Origin of the sequence: Sphingomonas sp. BE123, from assembly GCF_031456015.1 — a bacterium.
GTDB lineage: Bacteria > Pseudomonadota > Alphaproteobacteria > Sphingomonadales > Sphingomonadaceae > Sphingomonas.
Genome location: NZ_JAVDTW010000001.1, coordinates 1,244,403 through 1,265,448 on the forward strand (window position 1 = coordinate 1,244,403; position 21,046 = coordinate 1,265,448).

The window sequence follows — 21,046 nt, forward strand, 5'->3', positions numbered from 1 at the left end:
TTTTTGCTTTCATTACGCGGCCCGATCGTCGCCCCAGATGGCGGCGTTCAGATCCTTGAGGACATCGCCTAGCCCAGAGTCGAACTCGCGGTCGACCATTTCGAACCCTCCCGCCTGGGCGAAGAGCGGTTCCTGGAGCAATTCGGGGTCGCCGACCGGTTGCGCCTTGAGCGCACGGCCGATGCGGGTGAGCCATTGGCGCTGCTTCGTCGTCCAGTCGCGGCTTGCGAGGATGCGCTGAACGCCATTCTCAACCCGCGTTTCATAGGGGACGAGGGGGTCGCCCAGCGCGGCCTGGCGGATGAAGCCGATGATGTGCGCGGCGATGTCGGCATTGCGCGCGCTGCCATAGGCGCGGCGCAGCGTCGCTTCGGAAAAGCCGTTGCCGTCGAGCAGGATTGCGAGCTCCTTGAGCTCGGCGCGGGTCAGCTCGCGGGGGCGCTGGGTCGCGGCGATCATCGCCGGCACCGCATTCATATTGGTGCGGACGAAGGCTTCGAAGCTCTCGATGTAATCGGCGGGGCTGGCCTTGTCTCCATAGTCGTCGACAACCTCGATCAGCTCATCGTCATGTTCGGAGATCAGCATACCGTCGCCGCGCCGCGCGGGGTTGGCGGCATCGAGCGCGGCGGCCAGCGAGGGGTGGTCGCGGAACAGCGCGATAGTCTCTGCAGGAGGCGCGGCGCGCAAGCGGTCGGCAAGGTCTGGGAGCGGGCCGAGCACTTCCTCAAGCCGCTGGCGCCGTTCCTCGTCGATATATTTGATCCGCTGGCGCAGCTTCACGACGATCTGGTCGCGGACGAAGACGCGGTCCTCCTCACTCGTCGCGCGCTCGAGATCGGTGGTGAGGGTAGCGAAGGAAAGCGCCGGGTCGACGACGACCGGGCGCATGTCGCTCACTTCCTGCAGATTGGCGTAGATGTCGACAGCGTCGAAGATGCGGAAATATTCCTTCCCGATCTCGTCGCAGCGGCGCGTCGCGCGGCCGATCATCTGGTCGTACAGGATGCGGCTGTTGACGCGGCGCACGAACACCAGATTGACGATCGACGGGACGTCGATGCCGGTGCTGAGCAGGTCGACAGTCACCACATATTTGGGGCGCGGGTCGTTCTTGAACGCCTTGATCCGGTCGAGCGGCTTGTCGATCTTGCCGGTGATCTTTTCGACCAGATCATGTGCCTGGGGGCCATATTCCTCGGCCAGCGCGGCGCGCAGCTCCTCGACCAAAATGTCCGCATGGTCGTCGCGCGCGGCGAACAACAGGGTCTTGCCCGGCTGATCGGGTGGGCACTCCAGCGCGATCGCCTGCGCTACCGCGCGATTGAACGCGCGGGTGTAGACCTTCTTGTTGAACTCGGAGACTTCGAAGTCGACCTCGTCATCCAGGTTGAACAGGTCGATCTGCCCGGTGCGCGGATCGACGATGTGGACCTCTTCGTCCTGGTCGAAATGGATGCCGGTCTGGCTGAGCGCGGTAACGATGCGCCGCGGTGGGCGATGGTCAATGAGAAAGCCGTCGACCACTGCCTGGCGATAGCCATAGTGGAAGACAGCGGTGCCGAAGATTTCGCGGGTGTGCAGCGCCGGCGTTGCGGTGAGGGCCACCTTGGTCGCATCGAAATAGTCGAGCACGCGGCGATAGGCCGACAGATAGTCGTCGAGATTTCGGAAGCCGAGATCATCCTCGCGCAGCTCCGCGTCGAGGGTGTAGCCGCGATGGGCCTCGTCCACGATGATCAGGTCGTATGTGCCGGGCGTGGGGCGTTCGGCCGCCGAGTCATCGAAGATGCGGCGGATCATCGCCTGGACCGTCGCAACCTGAACCCGATCGGTCGCCTCCGGGAATTTGGTGGCCATGTCCGCGACAGGGAACACCTGATCGAACTTGAGGAAGCCACTCGTATCGGTGGTGCTCATTGCATCGAGGGTCTGTCGTCCCAGCGCGTTGCGATCGACGAGGAACAGGATGCGTCGGAACCGCTTGCGGCGCAGCAGTTCATACATCAGCGCGATGGCGAGGCGCGTCTTGCCCGTGCCGGTTGCCATGGAGAGGAGGATGTTGCGCTGGCCGCGCTCGACCCCTTCTTCGACGGCTTTGATCGCGTCGCGCTGATAGGGGCGAAGACCGGTGACGCCGAGTTCGCGATCGGCAACCCCTGACACGTCCTCGGTCTGCTGTTCGAGCCGCTCGATCAGGTCGCGGGGAGAGAACCATTCTGGCAACGCGCGCGGCTCGCCGCCACCGGGGCGTGCATCCCAGAACCAGATCCCCGACTTGGTCGCGAGCTGCTTCACATAGGGCCGGCCGTTGGTTGCGAAGAGAAATGGGACGCGGAAGCGATCGTCGCCGTCCTGCCACGGCCCTCCGCCAGGAAGCTCATCCGAGTCGAGAGTGATGTCGCGCGCATAGCGCTTCGCCTGCCCGATCCGGCCCGGAACATCGCTCGCCCCGCGCTTGGCCTCTACCACCCCAACACAGTGTCCATCGACGAACAGGGCATAGTCGACCGGACCGCTTGCGGTAGGCCATTCGGCGATTGCCATCGCCTTCCCATATTGGGGGCGGACTCCGGCTGAGTAGCGCAGGACCGCAGTATCGACCTCCCATCCAGCCGCGCGCAGCTGCTCGTCAATCAGGACCCGGGTGGTTGCTTCGTCCAGCTCGATCGCCTGGGCGTTACGCGCGCCGAGATCGGCAAGGAGATCAAGCTGCTGCGGAGGTGCGGCCTGTGCAGCCGCCTGCGTCGCGGCGAGTTCAGCCTCGACTGCCTTTAGCGAAGCCTCGACCTCGGCGGCATAGTCCTGCCAGAAGGCGCGCTCGCTGTCCTTTTCGGCTGCCTGCTGTTCCAGAAGGCGCGCTTTTGCCTCCTGATCGCTGCTCGCCGCAACTTCCTTTCTCAGGCGTTCGATTTCTGCCCGGAGTTCTGCGGTTGGATCGGTCGGCGGTGCGGGCGGGACGAACGGCCCCGCCTTGAACCCGGGCGCGTTGCCATAGGTCTGGTGGAACCAAACTGCGGTGTTCCGCGCGAGCTTCAGGGCCGTCAGCGCATCGCCGGCGGTCCCGACATTCTCATGGGCAGCGGCATTCCCGATCCTCTTCAGATGATACAGGAATTCAGAGATCTCGCGCGGCAGGATCGCGCGCACCTTGAGCGTGCGGAGGACATCATCGAATGAGGCGCCCCCGGTCGGCAGCAACCCGTGCGAGGCCGCGACTTCCTTGGCGAGAAACTCGCCGAGCTGCCGCAATTTGATCAGTGCGCCGGGCGGATCTTCGGCGAAATAGCGCTCCGCCAGCGCGCCGAGCCCGGCAAGCTGTTGGCTGTGTTCAGCCAGAAACCAGAAATTGCTGGTCGGAGCCCCCATTTTGAGGATGTTAGCCAGAGTTCAGGGCGATGCAAGTTGCGGGCGGACGCGCCTCATTCGCTCTTGCACGATCAGGATTTGCCGCGAACATATCGATCAATGCAGACGCGAAGATCCCCAACCAACTATCGAGAAGTACGCAGATGAAAGCTCGTCAGGCGGCTGTGACGCAGCACACGGGTTCCGCTCATCACTCCAGATCGTTCCAGTGAAACGCCGGACAACATCTCAGGAGCGGAGCGAGCGGCGCCGCAAGGTGGATGCCGCCATTCGGCATGCTGAACAGGTTACACGAGGTGCGGCTGTCGCGCGGGCCATCGTGTTTACCCCAGATCAGCCAACCAAACCTTCCCGCAAATCTCCTGAGACGTCCTCAAAGAAAGAGCCTGTCAAACGGGTTTTGAACACAGCGTTGGGGGACGCCCTCCGCGGCGCACTAAAAATTCCGCACGCTGACCGAGTCGTGTCTGCTCCCGCTTCGGCAGGGCCAACGAAGCAGGCGAAGAAGGTCGCTTCCCCAACCGTGGGGAAAACTGCAGGGCCGGTCGAACCTAAGAAGAAGCAGACTAAGAAGGCGAAAGGTGCCCAGGCGTCAGGACCAAATCCTAAGACCAGCAAAAAGACGAAGCGAAAAAAGGCGAACCAGGCTCGGGCTCAACCGCGTGTGCCAGCCGCGATGCCTCGTAAAGCACCGTCACCCAATGCTCGGAAGGCCACCAGAGCGGGGATCTGCGCCGCGCGTCTTGCATTTAACGCGAAGCAGAAAGAGACGCGACCTCACAGCGATGTGGTGTCACCCTTCACGGCCATGAAGCTGCGATGGGAGCGCGATTTTTCATATATCCAGCGCTTCCAGCACATTGACCCGACTGCCCCTGACATCTTGGCGGCGCAAGCGCGATTATTGGCCATCGAAAGGGAGTGGGAGCATCGCGCGTCTCTAGCTGAAGATGACCCGGACTACTTCCCTTGGCCATCGACGGCTCCTGCGGCAGGAACGGGAAGTCCTGCGAGCCACGACTGGGAAGAGATCGGTATGCTGGCCTATCTCGGGTACCACGTGGGCAGAGGCAGCGATCTCAACGCTGTTCAGCGTGAGGCACTACTGAGCCACATCTTCCTGATGCGGCTTCCTCCGCTCAACAGCGTCGCCTACATGCGCGCTTGGGGATTGCCCAACACAGCAACACGCTTACAGAAGATGGCGGATGGCATCGCGACGTTCGCACGACGCGCGAAGCAACGACGCAATTCAAGCTTGGGTGACGCCATAGCCGATTGGGAGGCGGACCTCTCCTACCTTCGCAGGACCTATTACTCGGGGCGGTTCGACAAGTTTCCGTGGCCTAGGACCTGAGTTGAAGCTTCGACAAGCTTTTCATCGCCGCTGGCACCATCCAGTTCCGGAAAACGCGCCCAGCCGTGGAAGACTGCTGCCGATCAACGCTGTCACCCGACCAATCGCAGATTGAATGCCAACGGTTAACCAAGCAAGCGCATCGCTTGCGTGCGGGTAACGGAGATCGGGCGAAACGATAGAGGCGAGCGCCTCGCGGCGGGACCTGATCCACAAGGTCGGCATCACGGGAGGCTCAGTCGAACGTCGCGGCGCTGGCGCGGTCGATGACCCGACCTTTCTGCTCGCCGAGGTCGATGACATCGCAACCTACAAGCTGCTCGACAACGACCGCCCCCCCCCCAACTCGAACATCTGGTCCACCGTTTGCTCGACAGCGTGCGGTTCGACGCCGAACTCACCGACCGCTTCGGAAAACCCTTCCGGCCGAGGGAGTGGTTCATGGTCCCGCTGCCGGTGGTCGACGAGATTGTGCGAAGGATCGAGGATAGAACACTGGCAGGAATGGTGTTTGATCGGGCGAGCGCATTGCGTATGAGCAAATAGCTCGGATTGGACCGATTTGTTACCCGGCAGCCTTCCGATGGGCTAAGTGAGGCACCCAAGGCCTTGGCTTGGCAGCCGCATGCTCATGGTCGGTTGAATTCCAACGCAAAATTTCCGAGTATTCGTTCCGCTATGCAACCGGAACCTGACAACTGACCCCTGCACTTGCTCTCAGATGCTGGCAGTCGAATTAGCAACGGCAGGTTGCCCTGTTCGCTGCCGATGCAGGGCGCGTGAAGACGGCGTCGCCGCCCTCTGCGTTAGTCGCCGCCCTCTGCGTTAAGCGCAATTTGGTGCACGCCGATCACTTTTTTGCTTGACTTGCACCCCATCGCTCCAGGACACCAGGACGGCGGGGCAATTGGTCTCCGGCGTGGCTGGGGGGCGCATGGGAACGCAGACATTCATAGACCTATTTGCGGGTTGCGGAGGACTGTCGCTCGGCCTCCGGAGAGCGGGGTGGACCTCGTTGTTCGCTGTCGAAGCACACCCCGACGCCTTCGCGACCTATTCGCGCAACTTGATCGGCGACACCGACGCATGGCCGGATTGGCTTCCCCAAAAAGCCGTTCGAATTGAACAGCTGATCAGCGACCACCGCCGGCACCTTAAAGAGCTTAGGGGGCACGTAGACTTGGTGGCTGGTGGCCCGCCCTGCCAAGGCTTCTCGACTGCCGGGCGGCGTCGGGCTGACGATCCACGAAACCGCATGGTCGGGCACTATCTCGACTTCCTGCGTCTCGTCCAACCGCGTCTTGTTCTGCTCGAGAATGTCCGCGGGTTTACGACTATGCAGCTCGACGACACGGGCAGTTATGCTGCGCATGTCACCGGGGAACTCGAGGATATGGGATATCGAGTTTGGAGTGAAATGCTCGTCGCTTCCGAATGGGGCGTCCCACAACGCAGACCAAGGTTCTTTGTGATTGCCTCGCGCGACAAGGGGCTAGACGGTATAGACCCGTTCCTGCGCATGCGGGTAGGCCGTCGCCAGTTTCTCGGATCGCGAGGGCTCCCCACCGATAAGGAAGTTAGCGTAGCGGAGGCAATTGGCGACCTCGAGACGAGGGGCACTACCCTCATTCCGTATCGTGGCGGTGACGGCGCCTTTATGGAGATCAACTACGCCGCACCTGTTGCCCCAACCGGCTATCTCGCACTAATGCGGAGCGGCGCGTCAGGTAGTCCGACGGGGCTTCGCCTCCCACGGCATTCGAACATCGTAACTGAAAGGTTCGACAAGATCTTAAGTACGTGCCGCCCAGGCATTCCGCTTTCGTCGGAAGATCGCATGCGCTTTGGAATGCAGAAGCGCTCGCTTACCCTTCTGGCGGCTGACAAGCCCTCCTGCACGGTCACGACGCTCCCAGACGACATGGTGCACTATCAGGAGCCGCGTATACTGACGCTGCGGGAATGCGCGCGCCTCCAGTCGTTTCCTGACACATTCGAGTTCCTAGGTCCGTATACTACGGGCGGGGATCGGCGCCGCGAAGCGTGCCCCCGCTACACGCAAGTGGGAAATGCGGTCCCCCCTCTGCTTAGCGAGGCGATTGGCGAAGTCCTATTTGCCCTCGGCAGCCTCGCTCAGGACGGCGCATATTGCAGCGAAGTTTTCGAGATGGCGTGAGAGGTCCTTTCGCATCTTTGACAGGCCCTCCTTGTTGAGCCGCTTGCCGCCTGCGTAGTTGATAACCCACCCATCAACGTCTCGCGTCTCTACGATATGGCCAAGCGCGTTCCGCGGCTGAATGACTTCGTCGACATAGGTTTGAAGGACGGCGAGGTGTGGCTCGCATGCGGGATGGGTCGCAACAACCATTTGCACCGATAAAGTTGCTACCTCGTGCAGGATCCCGCTGTTGAGTGCACGGCTTCCCAAGCGACCCTCAAGGTCCTTGAGCTTGCCATACGCCTTAGCGTGGCTGTTAGCAGCACCCGCAACCTTGGCATCGACGGCAGCAACCAGCTCGGACTGAGCCTCAGCGTCCATTTTGCCATGGGCGAGCCGAACCACTTCACGCATCTGACCATCCGCTCGTCCGGCCGACACAACAGCCAACCCTCTCATGGCCTCGAGCCGCGAGAGGCGCTCAACCACATAGTTGACATGTTCGATCAGCTTGTTTCGGAGTCCGTTGCGGGGTGCGCAATAGACGCCATCAATGGCCCGATCCTTGACCATGTCGCGGAGCAGGTCCGTGGCCTTGCCACTGTAGAAGATGATGTCGGTGAACCCGAAACTATTGCGAATGCGCTCGGCGACCTCGTCCCCCTTCGGCTGACCTTCACCCAAATCCCAATCGACGACGACCAAGTCGTATTCGTGGAACTTTTCCTGATGGGCAGACAGTTCATCGAGTCGGGACGCGTCTGCTTGCTGGTCTAGCTCCAGCAACAGACCATGTTTGGCAAGTTCACGTCGCATGCCGGTGACGGCCTGCTGGACGCCGTCCATCTGGTTTTCGAACCAAAGCACCTTGAATTCGAGCCTCATCCCCCTCCCTTCCTATCAATCTTTCTGTCGCGGAAGCCTCACGATGAACCGTGTTCCCCTACCTTGATGTTCGGGATCGAGCGCTATTGAGCCGCCCATCTGCGACAGAACTTGGGCCGCGTGGTACAGCCCCAGACCGGAGCCGGACTCCGCCCCGCTATATCCCTTGTCGAAGATCCGGGCACGATCTACGCGATCGCTAATACCACGGCCATTGTCCTCAATTAGCATCTCGAGCGCCTGCGACTTGTGGGCACGGCGCACCTGAAAGTGGATCTTCGTGGCCTGCGCCTTGCGCGCATTGCTCATTAGGTTGTCAATCACGATGGCGATGTCGATTGGCTTGAACTTAGAGACCATCGTATTACCGCCATCGTCGAATGTGGCAAAGCGCTCCCCCTCGAAGAGAGAAGCAACATTCATGACGTATTCCGACATGTATTGAACAATATCTATACTAGCCTGATCGGCATCAAGCTTGAAGTTCGCTTGGGTCGCAAATCGCGTTACGGCCAAGATCCGGCTATTCTGGAAGCTAATGTGCTCCAGATCGGCGGCTAATTCCACTGGATCTATGAGATCACCATCGGCAATGGCGCGGAGATTATTCGCGACCGCGTCCTGGATCGCTGTGGCATAGATCACGACTTGGTGATGTAGTAGCGTGAGTGTCTCACTATCGCGCGCTTCGAGGCTCGTAAGCAAGAGCGATCGCCGCTGCTCGTCCTTGAACCTTTGTTCTGCGACATCGGCCCGCTTGGCCTCGGCGCGAGCCTGTGCCTCAGCTGCAGCTCGCCGGCGCGCCTCCTCCTTTGCTTTGGCCGCTGCCTCCGCAGCAGATGCATTCAACTCTGCATATCGGCGCCTGGAGCGTTCGATCCGCTCGAGCAGGCGCACGTCGCCGGTGCGCTCCGCTACAACGGAGAGGCCTTCCATCGCTCGCTCGAACTCGCCAGCCCGGTCGCTGATGGTATCGATCAGTTCGGTGTCGTACTCGAGCAGCTCAACGCCCTTTCGACCGACGAGGTTCTTCACGACCTGAATGATGCGCGACCGCGCATCGTCGGTCGTCAATCCGCTTGCGTCCGAACGCTCCTGATCGAGCGAGTCCACCCAGGTTACATCGACGACATATCGTTCAAGCCTAGTAAGCAAGGTGCGCAGTACAAGCTGTCGCAACGCCTCCGTGCGAGGCCCCTCGACCAGCCCGTTGTCGCGACTCGAGGCTTCCATGAAGAAGCGCTGGGGAGCGACAATGTCGATGCGACCGAGCAGGTCGCGCGTTCCGAGGTAGCGGGCATAGCCCTGTTGCTTGCGCCGATCGATGCCGAACTCATCATTGCCTTCCTCGCCGATGGGAAAGACGCGAAAGCCATTGAGGAATAGGAATACCGAACCGAACTTGACCGGTTCGATCCCCATCCGGCGGGTAAAGGTCGCCTTCGCGCTCCGGTTTAGGTAGAGCAGGTCGGCTGAGATCTGCGCGCCCTCCAGTTCAGGGTATGGATTGTCTTCCCTGACCCTGTAGATCAACCGGTCCCGGTCTCGGAGCGTCGAGTGGATGGCGCCACCCTCCAGCTGCACCGAGAGTTGCGTCGTCTTGCCCTCAAGGACGTCGAGGATCGTGTTTGCAACCGGCCCGTTGACGATCGCCTTGGGCTTCCCCTTGGCAGCATTGTCGCCCTCGAGCTCGGCGGGCGCGTGGAGGTACACCTCCATCTCGCCTTTCGGCGCGAAGGGATCGACGAGCTTTGCAAGGTACTCCTTGAGTTTCAGCAGCTTGGGTCGGTCCCACACCTCTCGTAGCGACGATATCTCGAGGATCGTGGCGCCGTCGCGAGGCGGGGGGACGTCCGGAACCGCCGGCAGTGCGCTAGCAGGTTCGACGGCAACGCCGATCGAACCGAACTCGTCTTCCGGCCGGCCCTCGAAGTCCTCCCAGTTCACGGTTAGCCGGTTGCACGCCCGGGTACCTTCCTGTCGGCTGTGCAGGACGAGCGACTTGCCCAGACGGTCGCACGAGAAGCGCCCGATGCCCTTGTTTCCGGCATATCCGCGCCTGACCGCGATCTTATCGCGGAAATCCTGCGAGAGCCCATCATCTTCCCCGCCGGTGGCCTTTGCAGAAAAGGCAACGAACAACCACTTCTCGAGGAGGTCCTCTTCGGACATACCCTTGCCATCGTCGACGATCCACAGCGTACCATCGGCGAGGACGATATCCACGCGGCGCGCATGGGCATCGAAGGAGTTCTTGACCAGTTCGAACACAGCCACGAAGTCATTCGTAATGAGGTCGCGACCAATGATGTCCTTGAGCGACGAACTGATGCGAAAGTACTTGGCCAACTACTACTCCCTCCCGGCAAAACGATAGCAGCTGCGATGGCGGAGTCGAGCATGCAACCCGCAGCGGAGCGTCGCCTGATGGCACGCTTCCGCTCGCGGGATACGAAGCCCGAAATTGCGGTTCGCTGCTTGCTCCATCGGCTTGGGTACCGCTTCCGCATTCAAGTTGGGCGCCTTCCAGGCAAGCCAGATATCATATTGCCCAAGTATCGTACTTCCATCTTCGCCCATGGTTGCTTCTGGCACAGGCATGCTGGATACAAGGTCGCAACCGTTCTCAAAACGAAGCCGAACTTCTGGCAGGCCACGCTATGCAAAGGGCTCACCGCAAAGCCTCCGCACTCGAAGCGATCGGATGACAGATCATCCTCATGTGGGAATGCGGGACCCGATACATCGATCGCATTACCTGGGCGCTGGGATCCGCACTAGGATCACGTAGCTATGCCCGCCAGCTCAAGTCCAGTACCGCGACCGGAGGAAACGGCTAGGAGAGTACAACGTGGGCAGGGAACTCGAACTGATGGCCCGGGAAATCGACCCAATGGCCTGGAAGGCGTGGGAAGCCACGCCCGATATCGAAACGCGAAGGGCCATCTCGATCGAAAAGGCAAGGACGGCATTGCTGCGCATCCGCGAGATAAGCGACGTTGCGCTTTCGCGCGCTTCCGCCATTCTGGGCGCCGAAGAAGCCGGAGCAAGTGCGGTCGCACAACCGACATGGGCCGCCATAGTAGATGCGATCACGGAGCGTAGCGAGTAGGTTCTGCTCAAACCGCGCCGCTACGGTCTTACGATCCTATGTTGCCGTCCGCACCTCGACGGTGATCCCCGGAAGGTTGAAGACCGAAGCGCCTTCGGAATTGCCTTGGCTGGGACCGCAGTGCGGGGGTTGCGACATCGCGGCAACGAAGCCCTCGCAAGCGGGATCACGCACCGCTTCGGTCAAAGCGTGCCAGCTCGTCCACGAAGCGCGACCGTCATATCGCCCCTCGCCGGCAAATCGACTGGAATGCCTGGCCATCACCAGCAAGCGAGGCACAGCGTCGCCGGCCTCGCCCCACCCATAGGCCTTGGCGATCTCCGCCGAGGTACGCCCGTCGATCCAGGCATGGACCTTCGCGACCCATTCATTACCCTTGGTCAGCAGATTGTCTCGGCGGCTGCTACGCTCGGCTAGGCTGAACCCATAGACATCGTACCACTTAAGCTGGACAAACACGACGTCACCTGTGCCGCGGTCGAGCACGACCGCATCGGCATCGGTTAACGTCGAGCCGTCCTTGCGACGCAGTTTGAGGCCGGTGTCGAGCACCATGTATCGCGGTTCTGGTAGGAGCTGCCGGAGCTCCCTTCGAAACATATGCTCGCGGCCGTCAACGATGCTGTCCCAATCGCGCCGATAGTTGCGGCGCAAGTGTTCGAGCAGGCCAGCATGGGGATTAATAAACCCGCCGAACATCGGCAGCAGCACGAAATGCTCGCCAGCATCGATATAGTAGGGCAGCGGGATCTCGTGCCGTGCCTCGCTGTAGGCGGCTCCATCGGCGTCGAGCGTCAGCCCTTCCATCAGCTGGCGCGCGCGTGCCGCGTCGTTGCCCCGCTCCTCGAGCACACTGAGAATGTCGTCTCGTCGCGCGTAGACGGTCATAAGGTTTCGCATATCAAGCTTCGGCTCGCGTCGATGTAGCATCGCGGCCGCATCGATATGGTGGAGGACAGTGCCGAGGGCGGCGGTCGACGCCTCGGTCCATTCGCCAAATGGCCGACCGCCGATAATCCCCGTCGGCGGCAACGCTTCGGCTTCGAGAATTCCGGCTGCTTCTATGCTGGCCTGCGAACGATAGTGGCCCACCAAGAACTCGTCGTTGTCGTAGCCGATGAACCAACCCATCGCTACCTTACCGTATCGCCTCAGCCTCCGGCGAACTTCGGGTAGTTCTCCCGAAAGGTTCGGAAACAGCGCGCGGGCACCCTCCCGCGCACGATCCTTGGCCGCGTGTCCCAAAGCCACCTCTGCCATCTCTTCATCGTTTGCCAAAAACTCGATGGCAATCCTGTCGCTCGCCAGAACCTTCGCAGTCGCAATGCCGTAGCGCTCCATTGCTGCCCAACGGAGCGCCACTGCGAAGCGCCCACAATTTAGGAGATGGTTGTCGAATGCCGCAGAAAGGGCAGGGTTGCTGGGAAACCATGGGATACCACCTGGCATGCCGCGAACGGCTTCGAGCAGTGGACGAAGGGCCGTAGCCGCGCCGCGCAATCTGAGCCAGGCGTTAGTTGTATCCGGGCGCTTTATGTATCGATCAATATAGGCAGCGACATCGAGCGCGCGGACCAACGATATCAGGAGTTCGCGTTCGTAGCCGCGCCAGCTTGCGGATACAGCCGCAACGTATCGGTTGCGCCGCTCGATTATGAGCTTTTCAGCCAACATTCGCCCCCCTGGCCCCAGAATTTGGCAGCAATCTTAAAAAGAAACAAAGTAGGAACCCAGCTCCTATCTGTTCAAGCAGCTCCCGTCCTCAAGCGAAAAATTTCGGAGCGATGAATGTTGTGTAAAACAACAGAGGTTGCCGCCCTGGCATTGAGGAATGTCAGTTTCGGGGGGGACGCTACTCGCCACGCAAGTGAGCGAGATTGAGACGCGATGAGATGAGCCGGTTAACCTATCGGAAGTTAGGAAAGATGCCCTCCGGCGCGGTCTTACCCACGACCTTAGGGTCGCTGATATGGCCGAAGCAAAATTCGAAAAAATGATCACTATTCGGCGTAGACTTAGCTCACAATCTGAGCGGCTCTCGATCGAGCTTTAAGCCTATTGGCCACTCGCTGCTGTGAAAAAGCAACGGAACTGGCGCTATCACGGTGCACCGCCCCGCGTTCGCGACAGAGCGGGGCTCCCCTTGGATCAGAGGAGGGCCGGACAGGTGCGGTGGCGCACGCGGGGGGCCGATCTGGGGGCCAGTTACTAAAGGCACCAATTTTATATCTAACAATTCAATTGCTTAAGCCGAAGGGACGAGTCCTCTTCTGGCACCATTCACCCATTCGCAGCACCGCGCGCGAATGGGCTAAAACCCCGGAAAACCTACCCGTCTCTCCGACAACGCCTCCCGGCGTTTCCGCGCGCAAGCGCGGCTTGTCAGGCGCTGGTTCCGCGGCAGGGACGCAGGGACAGCGGCGCATCGGAATGCGTGTCGCGCAGGTGGCGGCGCGAGGGTTGGGAGCGGCGGTCGCAGCTGCCTTTGCCAAGCCCCTGGCGCTCGCGCCGAGCCCCGGATCGCCGACCTTTACTGCGTGGGAGCGCCCGTCGCCTCATCGAACCGCGGCGCCTTGTCGAAATCGGACTTGGCGAACGGACGATCGGTGAACAGATAGCCGTAATAGAAGCGGCGCAGCGCGCCGTGGAACGCGCGGACGCGGTCCTGATAGGCGAGCTGGGCGCGCAGATCGGTTTCGGCAAGGCGTGACAGCAGCGCCTGCACACCAACCGATGGCAGCACCCAGCCGAGCGACCGCGCGGTGGCGTCGCGGCGTTCGAGGCCGGTGCGGTAGGCGCGCACCTGATCCGCGACGCTCTCGTCGCCGACCTGGTGAAAGGCAAAATACCATTTGTAATGGAATTTGGGCGGCAGCGGCGCCGACGTCGACCATTCGGGGTGGCCGGCATAAAAGCGCGCCATCGTCTCCTCGCGCGGGATGTCCCAGGCGCGGTTGACCGCCTCGCGCTGCGCCAGCGCGATCTCGGCGCCCTGATCGACAGGAATCGCGCGGTTGATCAGGACATTGGCGAGCGTCGGCACCACCAGCACCAGCACCAGCCAGCAGGCCGCGAGCGTTGCGGCATTGGTGACCGAACTCCAGCGCAGCCGACCGACCAGCGCCGCGAGGGCGATCCAGAACAGCAGATAAGCGGCGATCAGCAACAGGACGGTGGCGATGACCAGCACGCCCACGCCCGATGCGACCGCAGCGAACGCGAACGGAATTGCCAACATGCCCCAGAGCAGCGCGAACCGGAGCACGCTGCGCCGCCGCCACAATCGGCGGCCGCCACGCGGAAGCGCGTCGAGCGTGCGCTGACGCCCCGCTTCGCGTTCGCTGGAGACGAGATCGTGGAACAGCGCGATCACGAACAGCGGCGCAAGGAACACCAGCACGAACGCAAAGTCGAACCGGCCCGGCACTGCGAGCTCGGGGTTGAAGGTATCGCCGTCATAGATCTGCGCTTCGAGCCCCAGCGCGCGCACGCGCAGGATGTACGGCGCGACGTCGCGCATGCCGAGCGCAGCAAAGGCGAGCGGCGCGGGCGAATCCCAAGTGGGGTGGAAGCTGTAATAGGCCGCGCTGCCCGCGTCCTTGCTGCGATCGACATAGGCGGCAATCGCGGCGATATCCTCGCTCTGAGCGGCGGGGATCGCCGCAATCGCCGCGCGCTGGCGCGAGACTTCGGCAAGGCCCGCGCCGATCGCGGCGACGGTGAGCAGGGCGAGCAGCGCGAGCGCCACCATGGTCAGGCGCTGGCGAAGCAGCAGCCGCACTTCATGCATCCACAGGGTCATCAACGGGTTCCCAGGCGACGGGTGGCAAGGGCAAGCAGCGTGAGCGCGACGGCGAGCCAGGCGATCAGCATGCCAAGGCCGGGCAAGGCGCCGATGGCGAGCGCCTGTGCCGATGGTGCGCGATAGGCGAAGTCGGGCATCTTCTCCCAATTCGCCGCGTCGACGCGCTTGCGCGTATTGGCGGCGAGGTCGGTTGCCGTATCGTCGGCATAGCTGACATCGCTCGCCTGAAGCGCATTGAGCCTTTGCACCAGCGCGAAGCGATAGGCTTCGGCCTGTTCGAGGAAGCGGCGATGCCCGGCAAAGTCGGTCCCGGCCGCGGCCATCGACAGCGCGCGCAGCGCGATGGCGGGGCTGGCGACGCCAATCGTTTCGACCAGCGTGTTCTGCGCCTCTTGCGCCCCATAGCTTTGCGCGGCGTAGCGGTCGAACAGCGCGGAGGTCAGCTTCTCGCCTTCGAGTGCAAGCAGGCCCTTGTAGTTGACCGGCAGATCCTCGACCCGGGTGACGCCATAGCGGTCGAGCACCGATTGCTTGAACGCGGCGAAGTGCGGATCGTCGGGATTGTGGCTGTCGCCGATCTTGCGCAGGTCGCGCGCGATCGCGACGTCGGTCTGCAACCGGTTCTGCAGCGGCACTACGGCGCTGGCGACATCGGGCGCGACGCGCGGCAGCAGCACCACGGTAACTGCCCAGATCGCGACCAACGCCAGCAGCGCGTCGCGGCTGCGCTTCACACGGGCCGAAACGAGCAGGATGACCACCACCCAAAGCGCCAGATAGGCGGCGTAGCCCGCCGCAATCACCGCCATCGGCAGGAACAGCGCGCCGGGGCTGCCCGCGATCAGCACGAAGCCGATCATCGCCGGCAGGCCGGCGAGCAGCGCGACGAGGCCAAGCGCCATCCCCTTGCCGCGCACCAATTGACCGCGCGAGGCACCCTGAAGCATCAGCAGCCGGAGCGTCCCGCGCTCGGTCTCCCGCGACAGCACGCCAAAGCCCAAGAAGATGAGCAGCAGCGGCGCGACCGCCTGAAGCACGAAGGCGGGGGTCAGCTGACCGAAGCGCACGAGCAGCGAGCTTTGCCGCACATCGCCGAAATTGGCGGTGTTCTGGCGGTGCCCCTCAAGGAACATGCTGCTTCCGGTAAATGCGTCCACGCCCGGATCGAACGCGGCAAGCGGGCCGAGCGGGCGCTGAATGAAGGTGCCGTAATGGACGACGCGGTGCGGGTGCCGGTCGGGCTGATTGTCGAACGCCTGCTCCGCCGCCTGCTGGTGGCGCGCGCGCAGATCGGCAATCCCCTGCTGATGCGACCAGGAGCTGATCGCCGCCACCAGCGTGAGCAGCACGAGCAGCGAAAAAGCGATCACCGCGACCTTGTTGCGCAGCATCAGGCGCAATTCGTCGCGGGCGATGAGGCGCGCGGCGTTCATGCCGCGACCTGCGCGCCGCCGGTTGCGAAACGGGCGTGGAGTGCGCGGATATCGAACCGCTCGATCCCGCTCGCCGCGACCGCTTCGACGATCCGCCCGGCTTCGAGGAAGCCGATCGCGTCGGCGACATCGGCCGCAGAGAGCAGATCGTGCGTCACCATCAGCACTGCGGTGCCGCGATCCCGGACCGTGGCCAGCAGCGCGTTGAAGTCAGCCGTCGCACGCGGATCGAGGCCCGAGGTCGGCTCGTCGAGCAGCAGCACCGGCACCTGGCGCAGCAGCGCGACCGCGATCGCGACCTTTTGCCGCATCCCCTTCGAAAAGCCGCCGAGCCGCTGGTCCCACGCCGCCTGCTGCAACCCGGTCGCCCCGAACGCGTCGACGATCGCTGCGCGCGACTGGCGCTCACCCGACAGCGCGAGCAGATAATCGGCATTCTCGACCGCGCTCAGATGCTCGTAAAGCGCGACATTTTCGGGGAGGTAGGCAATCCGCCGCCGCGCCGCATCGGGGTCCGCCGCCGGGTCGATCCCGCACACCGCGATTCGACCCGATTGCGCGCGCACAAAGCCAAGCAGTGCCGCCAGCGTCGTCGACTTGCCCGCGCCGTTGCCGCCCAGCAACGCGGTGATGCTGCCCGCCGGAACCGACAGGGTCAGCCCGCGCAGAACGGGTTGGGCACCATAGGCGACGGTCAGGTCCTCGATGAGAATGGGGGCGGCGTCGTGCGACATCATTGTCTCCAGCTTCGGTCCGAAACCCGGCCGCAGCGTGGCGCGAAGGCCAGCCCCGCCGGTGCGTTGGCGCGCCTTCTGGCTCACATTGAGAGATGATGCAACATCACATTGACGACTGCAGCAGTGCTCATTAGGGGCGCCGACGATACACTATCTCATGGGGGATGAAATGCGGTTGAACGGGGTGGGTTTGTTGCTGGCGTCGGTGGTGATGCCGGTCACGTCGGCATGGGCGGAGGAAGCGCAGCCGGTCGAAGAGCAACGGCCGGACGAGGTGACGATCACCGGATCGCGCGCAGCGAATGCGAGCATCAACGGGCTCGACGTCGATCCGCTGCTGCTGCCGCAGAATGTGCGGCTGCTGGGTGCGAAGCTGGTCGATCAGGCGGGCTTTACCGATCTGTCGCAGCTGTTCGATCTGGCAGGCGGCATGGCGCGGCAGAACAGCTTTGGCGGGGCGTGGGACGCCTATGCCATCCGCGGCTTTTCCGGCGACATCAACCAGGGGCCGGACCTGCTGGTCAACCGGTTCAGTGCCAATCGCGGGTTCAACGCGCGGCGCGATGTTGCCACGGTCGAGAGCTTCCAGGTGCTGAAGGGCCCTGCTTCCGCGCTGTCGGGCAAGGGTGAGCCGGGGGGCTCGATCAATATCGTGACCAAGGCGCCGCAGGACCGGTTCCATGCGAGCGGCGAGCTGTCCTATGGCAGTTTCGACACCGCGCGCGGCGTGTTCGACATCGGTGGCCCGGCGGCCGGCGGCATCGCGGCGCGGGTGATCGGCGTCTACCAGACGAGCGACGGGTTCCGCGACTTCACGCCAAGCGACCGGCTGCTGATCGCCCCGTCGATCGCGTTCGAGCCGAGCGACAGCGTGCGCTTTCTCTATCAGCTCGAATATAATGTCGTGCACTTCACCCATGATCGCGGGCTGGTCGCGGTCAATGGCGATGCCGAGGCGCTGCCGCGCGAACGCTTCCTGGGCGAGCCGAATGACGGCCAGATCGAACAGCGCACGACCCAGCATCAGGGCAGCGTCTATATCGACCTGGCCAAGGGCATCGCGATCGAGGCCGGGGTCCAGTATCGCGACGGATCGATGGTCGGCCAGTCGACCCATAACAGCGCGCTGATCGGCACGCGGCTGCGGCGCCAGCTGCGCGTCCATGACTACCGGTGGGAGGACCTGTCGGGCCGCGTCGAGCTGAGCGCCAATGGCAGCTTCGCCGGGATCGACCACCAGTTCCGCGTCGGTGCCGACGCCTTTACGTATGACCAGCGCCGCATCTTCTGGCGCTTCAGCCCGAGCGCGGCGACGCCCTATGGCATCGACATCTTCAACCCGGTCTATGGCCAGCCCAAGCCGGTCGCGCCGCTCAACCAGGATCTGCTCGAAAAGCTGCGCGGCGAGAGCATCTATGCGCAGGACCTGCTGACGCTGGGCAAGAGCTTCTCGCTGCTGCTGGGCGTCCGGCACGACTGGATCCGGCAGGAGAATATCAACTATCGCAACGGCCGCACCGATCGCCAGTCGCCGTCGGTCACCTCGCCGCGCGCCGCCTTCACCTTTGCGCCGAGCGAACAATTTTCGGCCTATGTCAGCTGGGGCAAGTCGTTCCGCTTCAACCAGGGCGTCGACGCCGCGTCTGCGCCCTTTGCGCCCGAGCGGGGAGAGGCATGGGAAGGTGGCGTCAAGTTCGCGCTGGCGGACAAGGCGCTCACCGGCACGGTGTCGTTCTACCGAATCAACAAGGACAATATGCTGGTGACCGATCCGGCGAACAGCGGGTTCAGCATCGCGACCGGGCGCGCGCGCAGCGAGGGGGTCGAGGCGGATCTCAACTATGCCGTCGACGACCGGCTCAACCTGACCGCGGTCTATGCCTATACCGATGCCAGGGTGATCGCGGACACGCGCCCGGCGCTGGTCGGCAGCGGCCTGTCGAACGTCCCCAAGCATAGCGGCGCGATCTATGGCCATTGGCAGTCGAACGGGCGCGCGCGTGGATCCTGGGGCGTCGGCGCCGGCGTCACCTACGTCGGCGAGCGGCCCGGCGACGATGTCGCGAGCGGCTTCATGCTCGATGACTATGTCACCGCGCGGGTCAACCTGTCCTACCGCGTGACCAGGGCGTTGAGCCTGCATCTCGACGCCGAGAATCTGTTCGACACGGTCTATTCCGAGAGCAGCTACAGCAATGTGTGGATCACCCCGGGCGCGCCGCGGACGATCCGCGCGCGGATTGCGGTGGCGCTGTGAGGCGGATCGGCGCGGTAGTGTTGGTGGCGGTGGGCGGCTGGACCGCCCCCGCCGAGGCGCAGCGTGCGGACGAAAATGCCGTGCGGGAGGCCGAGGACGGCTTTGGCAAGAGCGTCGGCAATGAATCGATCGGCATCTATGCCAGCGGCGAAGTGCGCGGGTTCAGTGCGACGGCGGCGGGCAACAACCGGATCGAGGGACTGTATTTCGACGAGCAGGGCGGCGTCACCGACGTCATCGTGCGCGGATCGACAGTGCGGCTGGGCCTCACCGCCTTCGGCTATCCGTTGCCCGCGCCGACCGGCATCGTCGACATGGAGCTGCGCCGCGTCGGCACGCGTCCGGTCGTCAGCGTCGAGGCGCGCAGCGGCGAATATCGCGGTCCCGATCTGGTCGTGAACGCGGCGATCCCCGTTTCCGACCGGCTCGGCGTCGACTTCGGCTTCGGCCTGTTCGACGATGAATATGTGAGCGGCGCGAGCGCGTGGTTTCGCAGCTATGGCGGCGTCGCGCGCTGGCGGCCGACTGACGGCGTCGAGCTGACCGGCCTCTATGGCCGCTACGATTATGGCGACGAGGAACAGGCGCCGGTGATCTACACCGCCGGCGCCTATCTGCCCAAGCGGATCGAGCGGCGGCGCTTTTTCGGGCAGGACTGGGCCGACTGGCGGGGGCACGCGCAGAATATCGGCGGCATCGTCAAGGCGAACCTGGGCAGCTGGCAGATCGCGGCCGGCGCGTTCAACAGTCGTTTCACGCGCGACGATTATTACTCGGCCTATTTCGACGGGGTGGATCGCGACGGCAATGGCCGGTCCTTTCTGATCGCCGGGCGCGATCAGGTGAGCGCGTCGACCTCGGGCGAGTTGCGCGTCAGCCGCGTGTTCGCCGACGGGCCGCGGCGCCATCGCCTGCTTGCCTCGTTCCGCGCGCGCGATGTCGAGCAACGATATGGCGGCTATGATCTTGCCGATCTCGGCGCTGGCACGATCGGCGTGGCCAATCCGGTCGCCCCGCTCGATTTCGACTTTGCCGAGCGGACCGATGATCGCGTCCGCCAGACGAGCGTGGCGGTCGGCTACGAACTGCGCTGGCCCAAGCTCGGCGAGCTCAATCTTGGCCTGACCCGTAGCGATTATCGCAAAGAGGTCCGCGCGCCGGGCAGTCCCGCGACGGTCGAGCAGGACCGGCCATGGCTGTGGAATGCGGGACTTGCGCTCACTCCGAACGACCGGCTGACTCTCTATGCCGCCACCACCCGCGGGCTGGAGGAAAATGGCGTCGCGCCCGGCGCCGCGGCCAATCGCGGCGAGGCACTGCCGGCACTACGCACCCGGCAAATCGAGTTCGGGATGCGCTATGCGTTCCCCGGCAGCTGGCGCCTGACCGCTGCGGCGTTCGACATCGCCAAACCCTATTTCGAGATCGACCGCCGCGACGGCGTGTTCCGCCAACTGGGCGAGGTGACGCATCGCGGCGTCGAGGCCTCGCTCTCGGGTCAACCCTTGGCCGGGCTCAGCCTGGTGGCGGGCGCCGTCTGGCTCGATCCGCGCGTGACCGGGCAAGCGGTGGACGATGGCCGCATCGGGAAAAAGCCGATCGGTCGGACCAGCCTGCTTGTCGATACCAGCCTCGACTATCGGCTGCCGTTCCTGCCCGCGCTGTCGCTCGACGCACGCGTGACGTTCGAAGATCGCCGCGTCGCCAACGCGGCGAACACGCTTTACCTGCCTGCGCGCACGATCGTCGACGTCGGTGCACGCTATCGCACCCGGGTCAGCCGCACCCCGGTGGTGGTCCGCGCACAACTGCGCAACGTTGGCGACGTGTTCGGCTGGCGGGTCGGCGGCGGTGGCGGCTTCACCCTGCTGCAGGGACGGCGCGCGAACCTGTCGGTGACGGCGGACATCTAGGCACGCGACCGGCTGCGACG

General features: G+C 63.4%; 13 protein-coding genes and 1 pseudogene. 7 read left to right on the forward strand and 7 right to left on the reverse strand.

Annotated features, from left to right (window positions below; all coding sequences use genetic code 11):
• Window positions 1-12 precede the first annotated feature (12 nt).
• Window positions 13-3,369: a type I restriction-modification system endonuclease gene (gene hsdR / locus J2Y54_RS06280; protein WP_310037860.1), complete on the reverse strand. Its 3,357-nt coding sequence runs from the start codon at window positions 3,367-3,369 to the stop codon at window positions 13-15.
• A 256-nt stretch (window positions 3,370-3,625) separates the two neighbouring features.
• On the opposite strand from hsdR, the gene J2Y54_RS06285 reads away from it, so the two are divergent.
• From J2Y54_RS06285 to J2Y54_RS06290, 3 genes and pseudogenes are all read left to right on the forward strand, one after another.
• Entirely contained in the window at window positions 3,626-4,726 is a 1,101-nt protein-coding gene (locus tag J2Y54_RS06285) for a hypothetical protein (RefSeq protein WP_310037863.1), read from the forward strand.
• Window positions 4,727-5,056: 330 nt separating this feature from the next.
• Window positions 5,057-5,272 (forward strand): annotated as a pseudogene (locus tag J2Y54_RS16170) (GIY-YIG nuclease family protein); the annotation flags it as partial.
• 388 nt (window positions 5,273-5,660) lie between these two features.
• Window positions 5,661-6,902: a DNA cytosine methyltransferase gene (locus J2Y54_RS06290; protein ID WP_310037866.1), complete on the forward strand. Its 1,242-nt coding sequence runs from the start codon at window positions 5,661-5,663 to the stop codon at window positions 6,900-6,902.
• Here J2Y54_RS06290 and J2Y54_RS06295 read toward each other — a convergent pair.
• The gene (locus J2Y54_RS06295; protein WP_310037868.1) at window positions 6,837-7,769 is read right to left on the reverse strand and encodes a response regulator; all 933 of its coding nucleotides are present in this window, start codon (window positions 7,767-7,769) and stop codon (window positions 6,837-6,839) included. The genes J2Y54_RS06290 and J2Y54_RS06295 overlap by 66 nt on opposite strands.
• A gap of 15 nt (window positions 7,770-7,784) precedes the next feature.
• Window positions 7,785-10,118, reverse strand: coding sequence for an ATP-binding protein (locus J2Y54_RS06300; RefSeq protein WP_310037871.1), 2,334 nt, complete (start codon window positions 10,116-10,118; stop codon window positions 7,785-7,787).
• A 51-nt stretch (window positions 10,119-10,169) separates the two neighbouring features.
• Between J2Y54_RS06300 and J2Y54_RS16175 the strand changes: the two genes are divergently transcribed.
• Both J2Y54_RS16175 and J2Y54_RS06305 read left to right on the forward strand, forming a co-directional pair.
• A complete protein-coding gene (locus J2Y54_RS16175; RefSeq protein ID WP_405052880.1) occupies window positions 10,170-10,550 on the forward strand; it encodes a hypothetical protein in 381 nt (126 codons plus the stop codon).
• 70 nt (window positions 10,551-10,620) lie between these two features.
• Window positions 10,621-10,881 (forward strand): hypothetical protein, encoded by a 261-nt coding sequence (locus J2Y54_RS06305; RefSeq protein ID WP_310037873.1) that lies wholly within the window; start codon window positions 10,621-10,623, stop codon window positions 10,879-10,881.
• A 36-nt stretch (window positions 10,882-10,917) separates the two neighbouring features.
• Here the strand turns inward: J2Y54_RS06305 and J2Y54_RS06310 are convergent, their stop codons facing one another.
• The 4 genes from J2Y54_RS06310 to J2Y54_RS06325 all read right to left on the reverse strand — a co-directional run bounded on the left by J2Y54_RS06310 (window position 10,918) and on the right by J2Y54_RS06325 (window position 16,853).
• On the reverse strand, window positions 10,918-12,555 hold the full coding sequence (locus J2Y54_RS06310) for a hypothetical protein (protein ID WP_310037874.1): 1,638 nt from the start codon (window positions 12,553-12,555) through the stop codon (window positions 10,918-10,920).
• A gap of 856 nt (window positions 12,556-13,411) precedes the next feature.
• A complete protein-coding gene (locus J2Y54_RS06315) occupies window positions 13,412-14,683 on the reverse strand; it encodes a DUF3526 domain-containing protein (RefSeq protein WP_310037876.1) in 1,272 nt (423 codons plus the stop codon).
• Window positions 14,683-16,119: a DUF3526 domain-containing protein gene (locus J2Y54_RS06320; protein WP_310037877.1), complete on the reverse strand. Its 1,437-nt coding sequence runs from the start codon at window positions 16,117-16,119 to the stop codon at window positions 14,683-14,685. The genes J2Y54_RS06315 and J2Y54_RS06320 overlap by 1 nt, the downstream gene beginning before the upstream one ends.
• Complete coding sequence (locus J2Y54_RS06325) at window positions 16,116-16,853, reverse strand: ATP-binding cassette domain-containing protein (protein ID WP_310037878.1); 738 nt, start codon at window positions 16,851-16,853, stop codon at window positions 16,116-16,118. The genes J2Y54_RS06320 and J2Y54_RS06325 overlap by 4 nt, the downstream gene beginning before the upstream one ends.
• Window positions 16,854-17,025: 172 nt before the next feature.
• Here J2Y54_RS06325 and J2Y54_RS06330 point away from each other — a divergent pair, with 172 nt between their 5' ends.
• Window positions 17,026-19,113: a TonB-dependent siderophore receptor gene (locus J2Y54_RS06330; RefSeq protein ID WP_310037879.1), complete on the forward strand. Its 2,088-nt coding sequence runs from the start codon at window positions 17,026-17,028 to the stop codon at window positions 19,111-19,113.
• A 23-nt stretch (window positions 19,114-19,136) separates the two neighbouring features.
• A complete protein-coding gene (locus J2Y54_RS06335; RefSeq protein WP_310038488.1) occupies window positions 19,137-21,026 on the forward strand; it encodes a TonB-dependent receptor domain-containing protein in 1,890 nt (629 codons plus the stop codon).
• Window positions 21,027-21,046 lie beyond the last annotated feature (20 nt).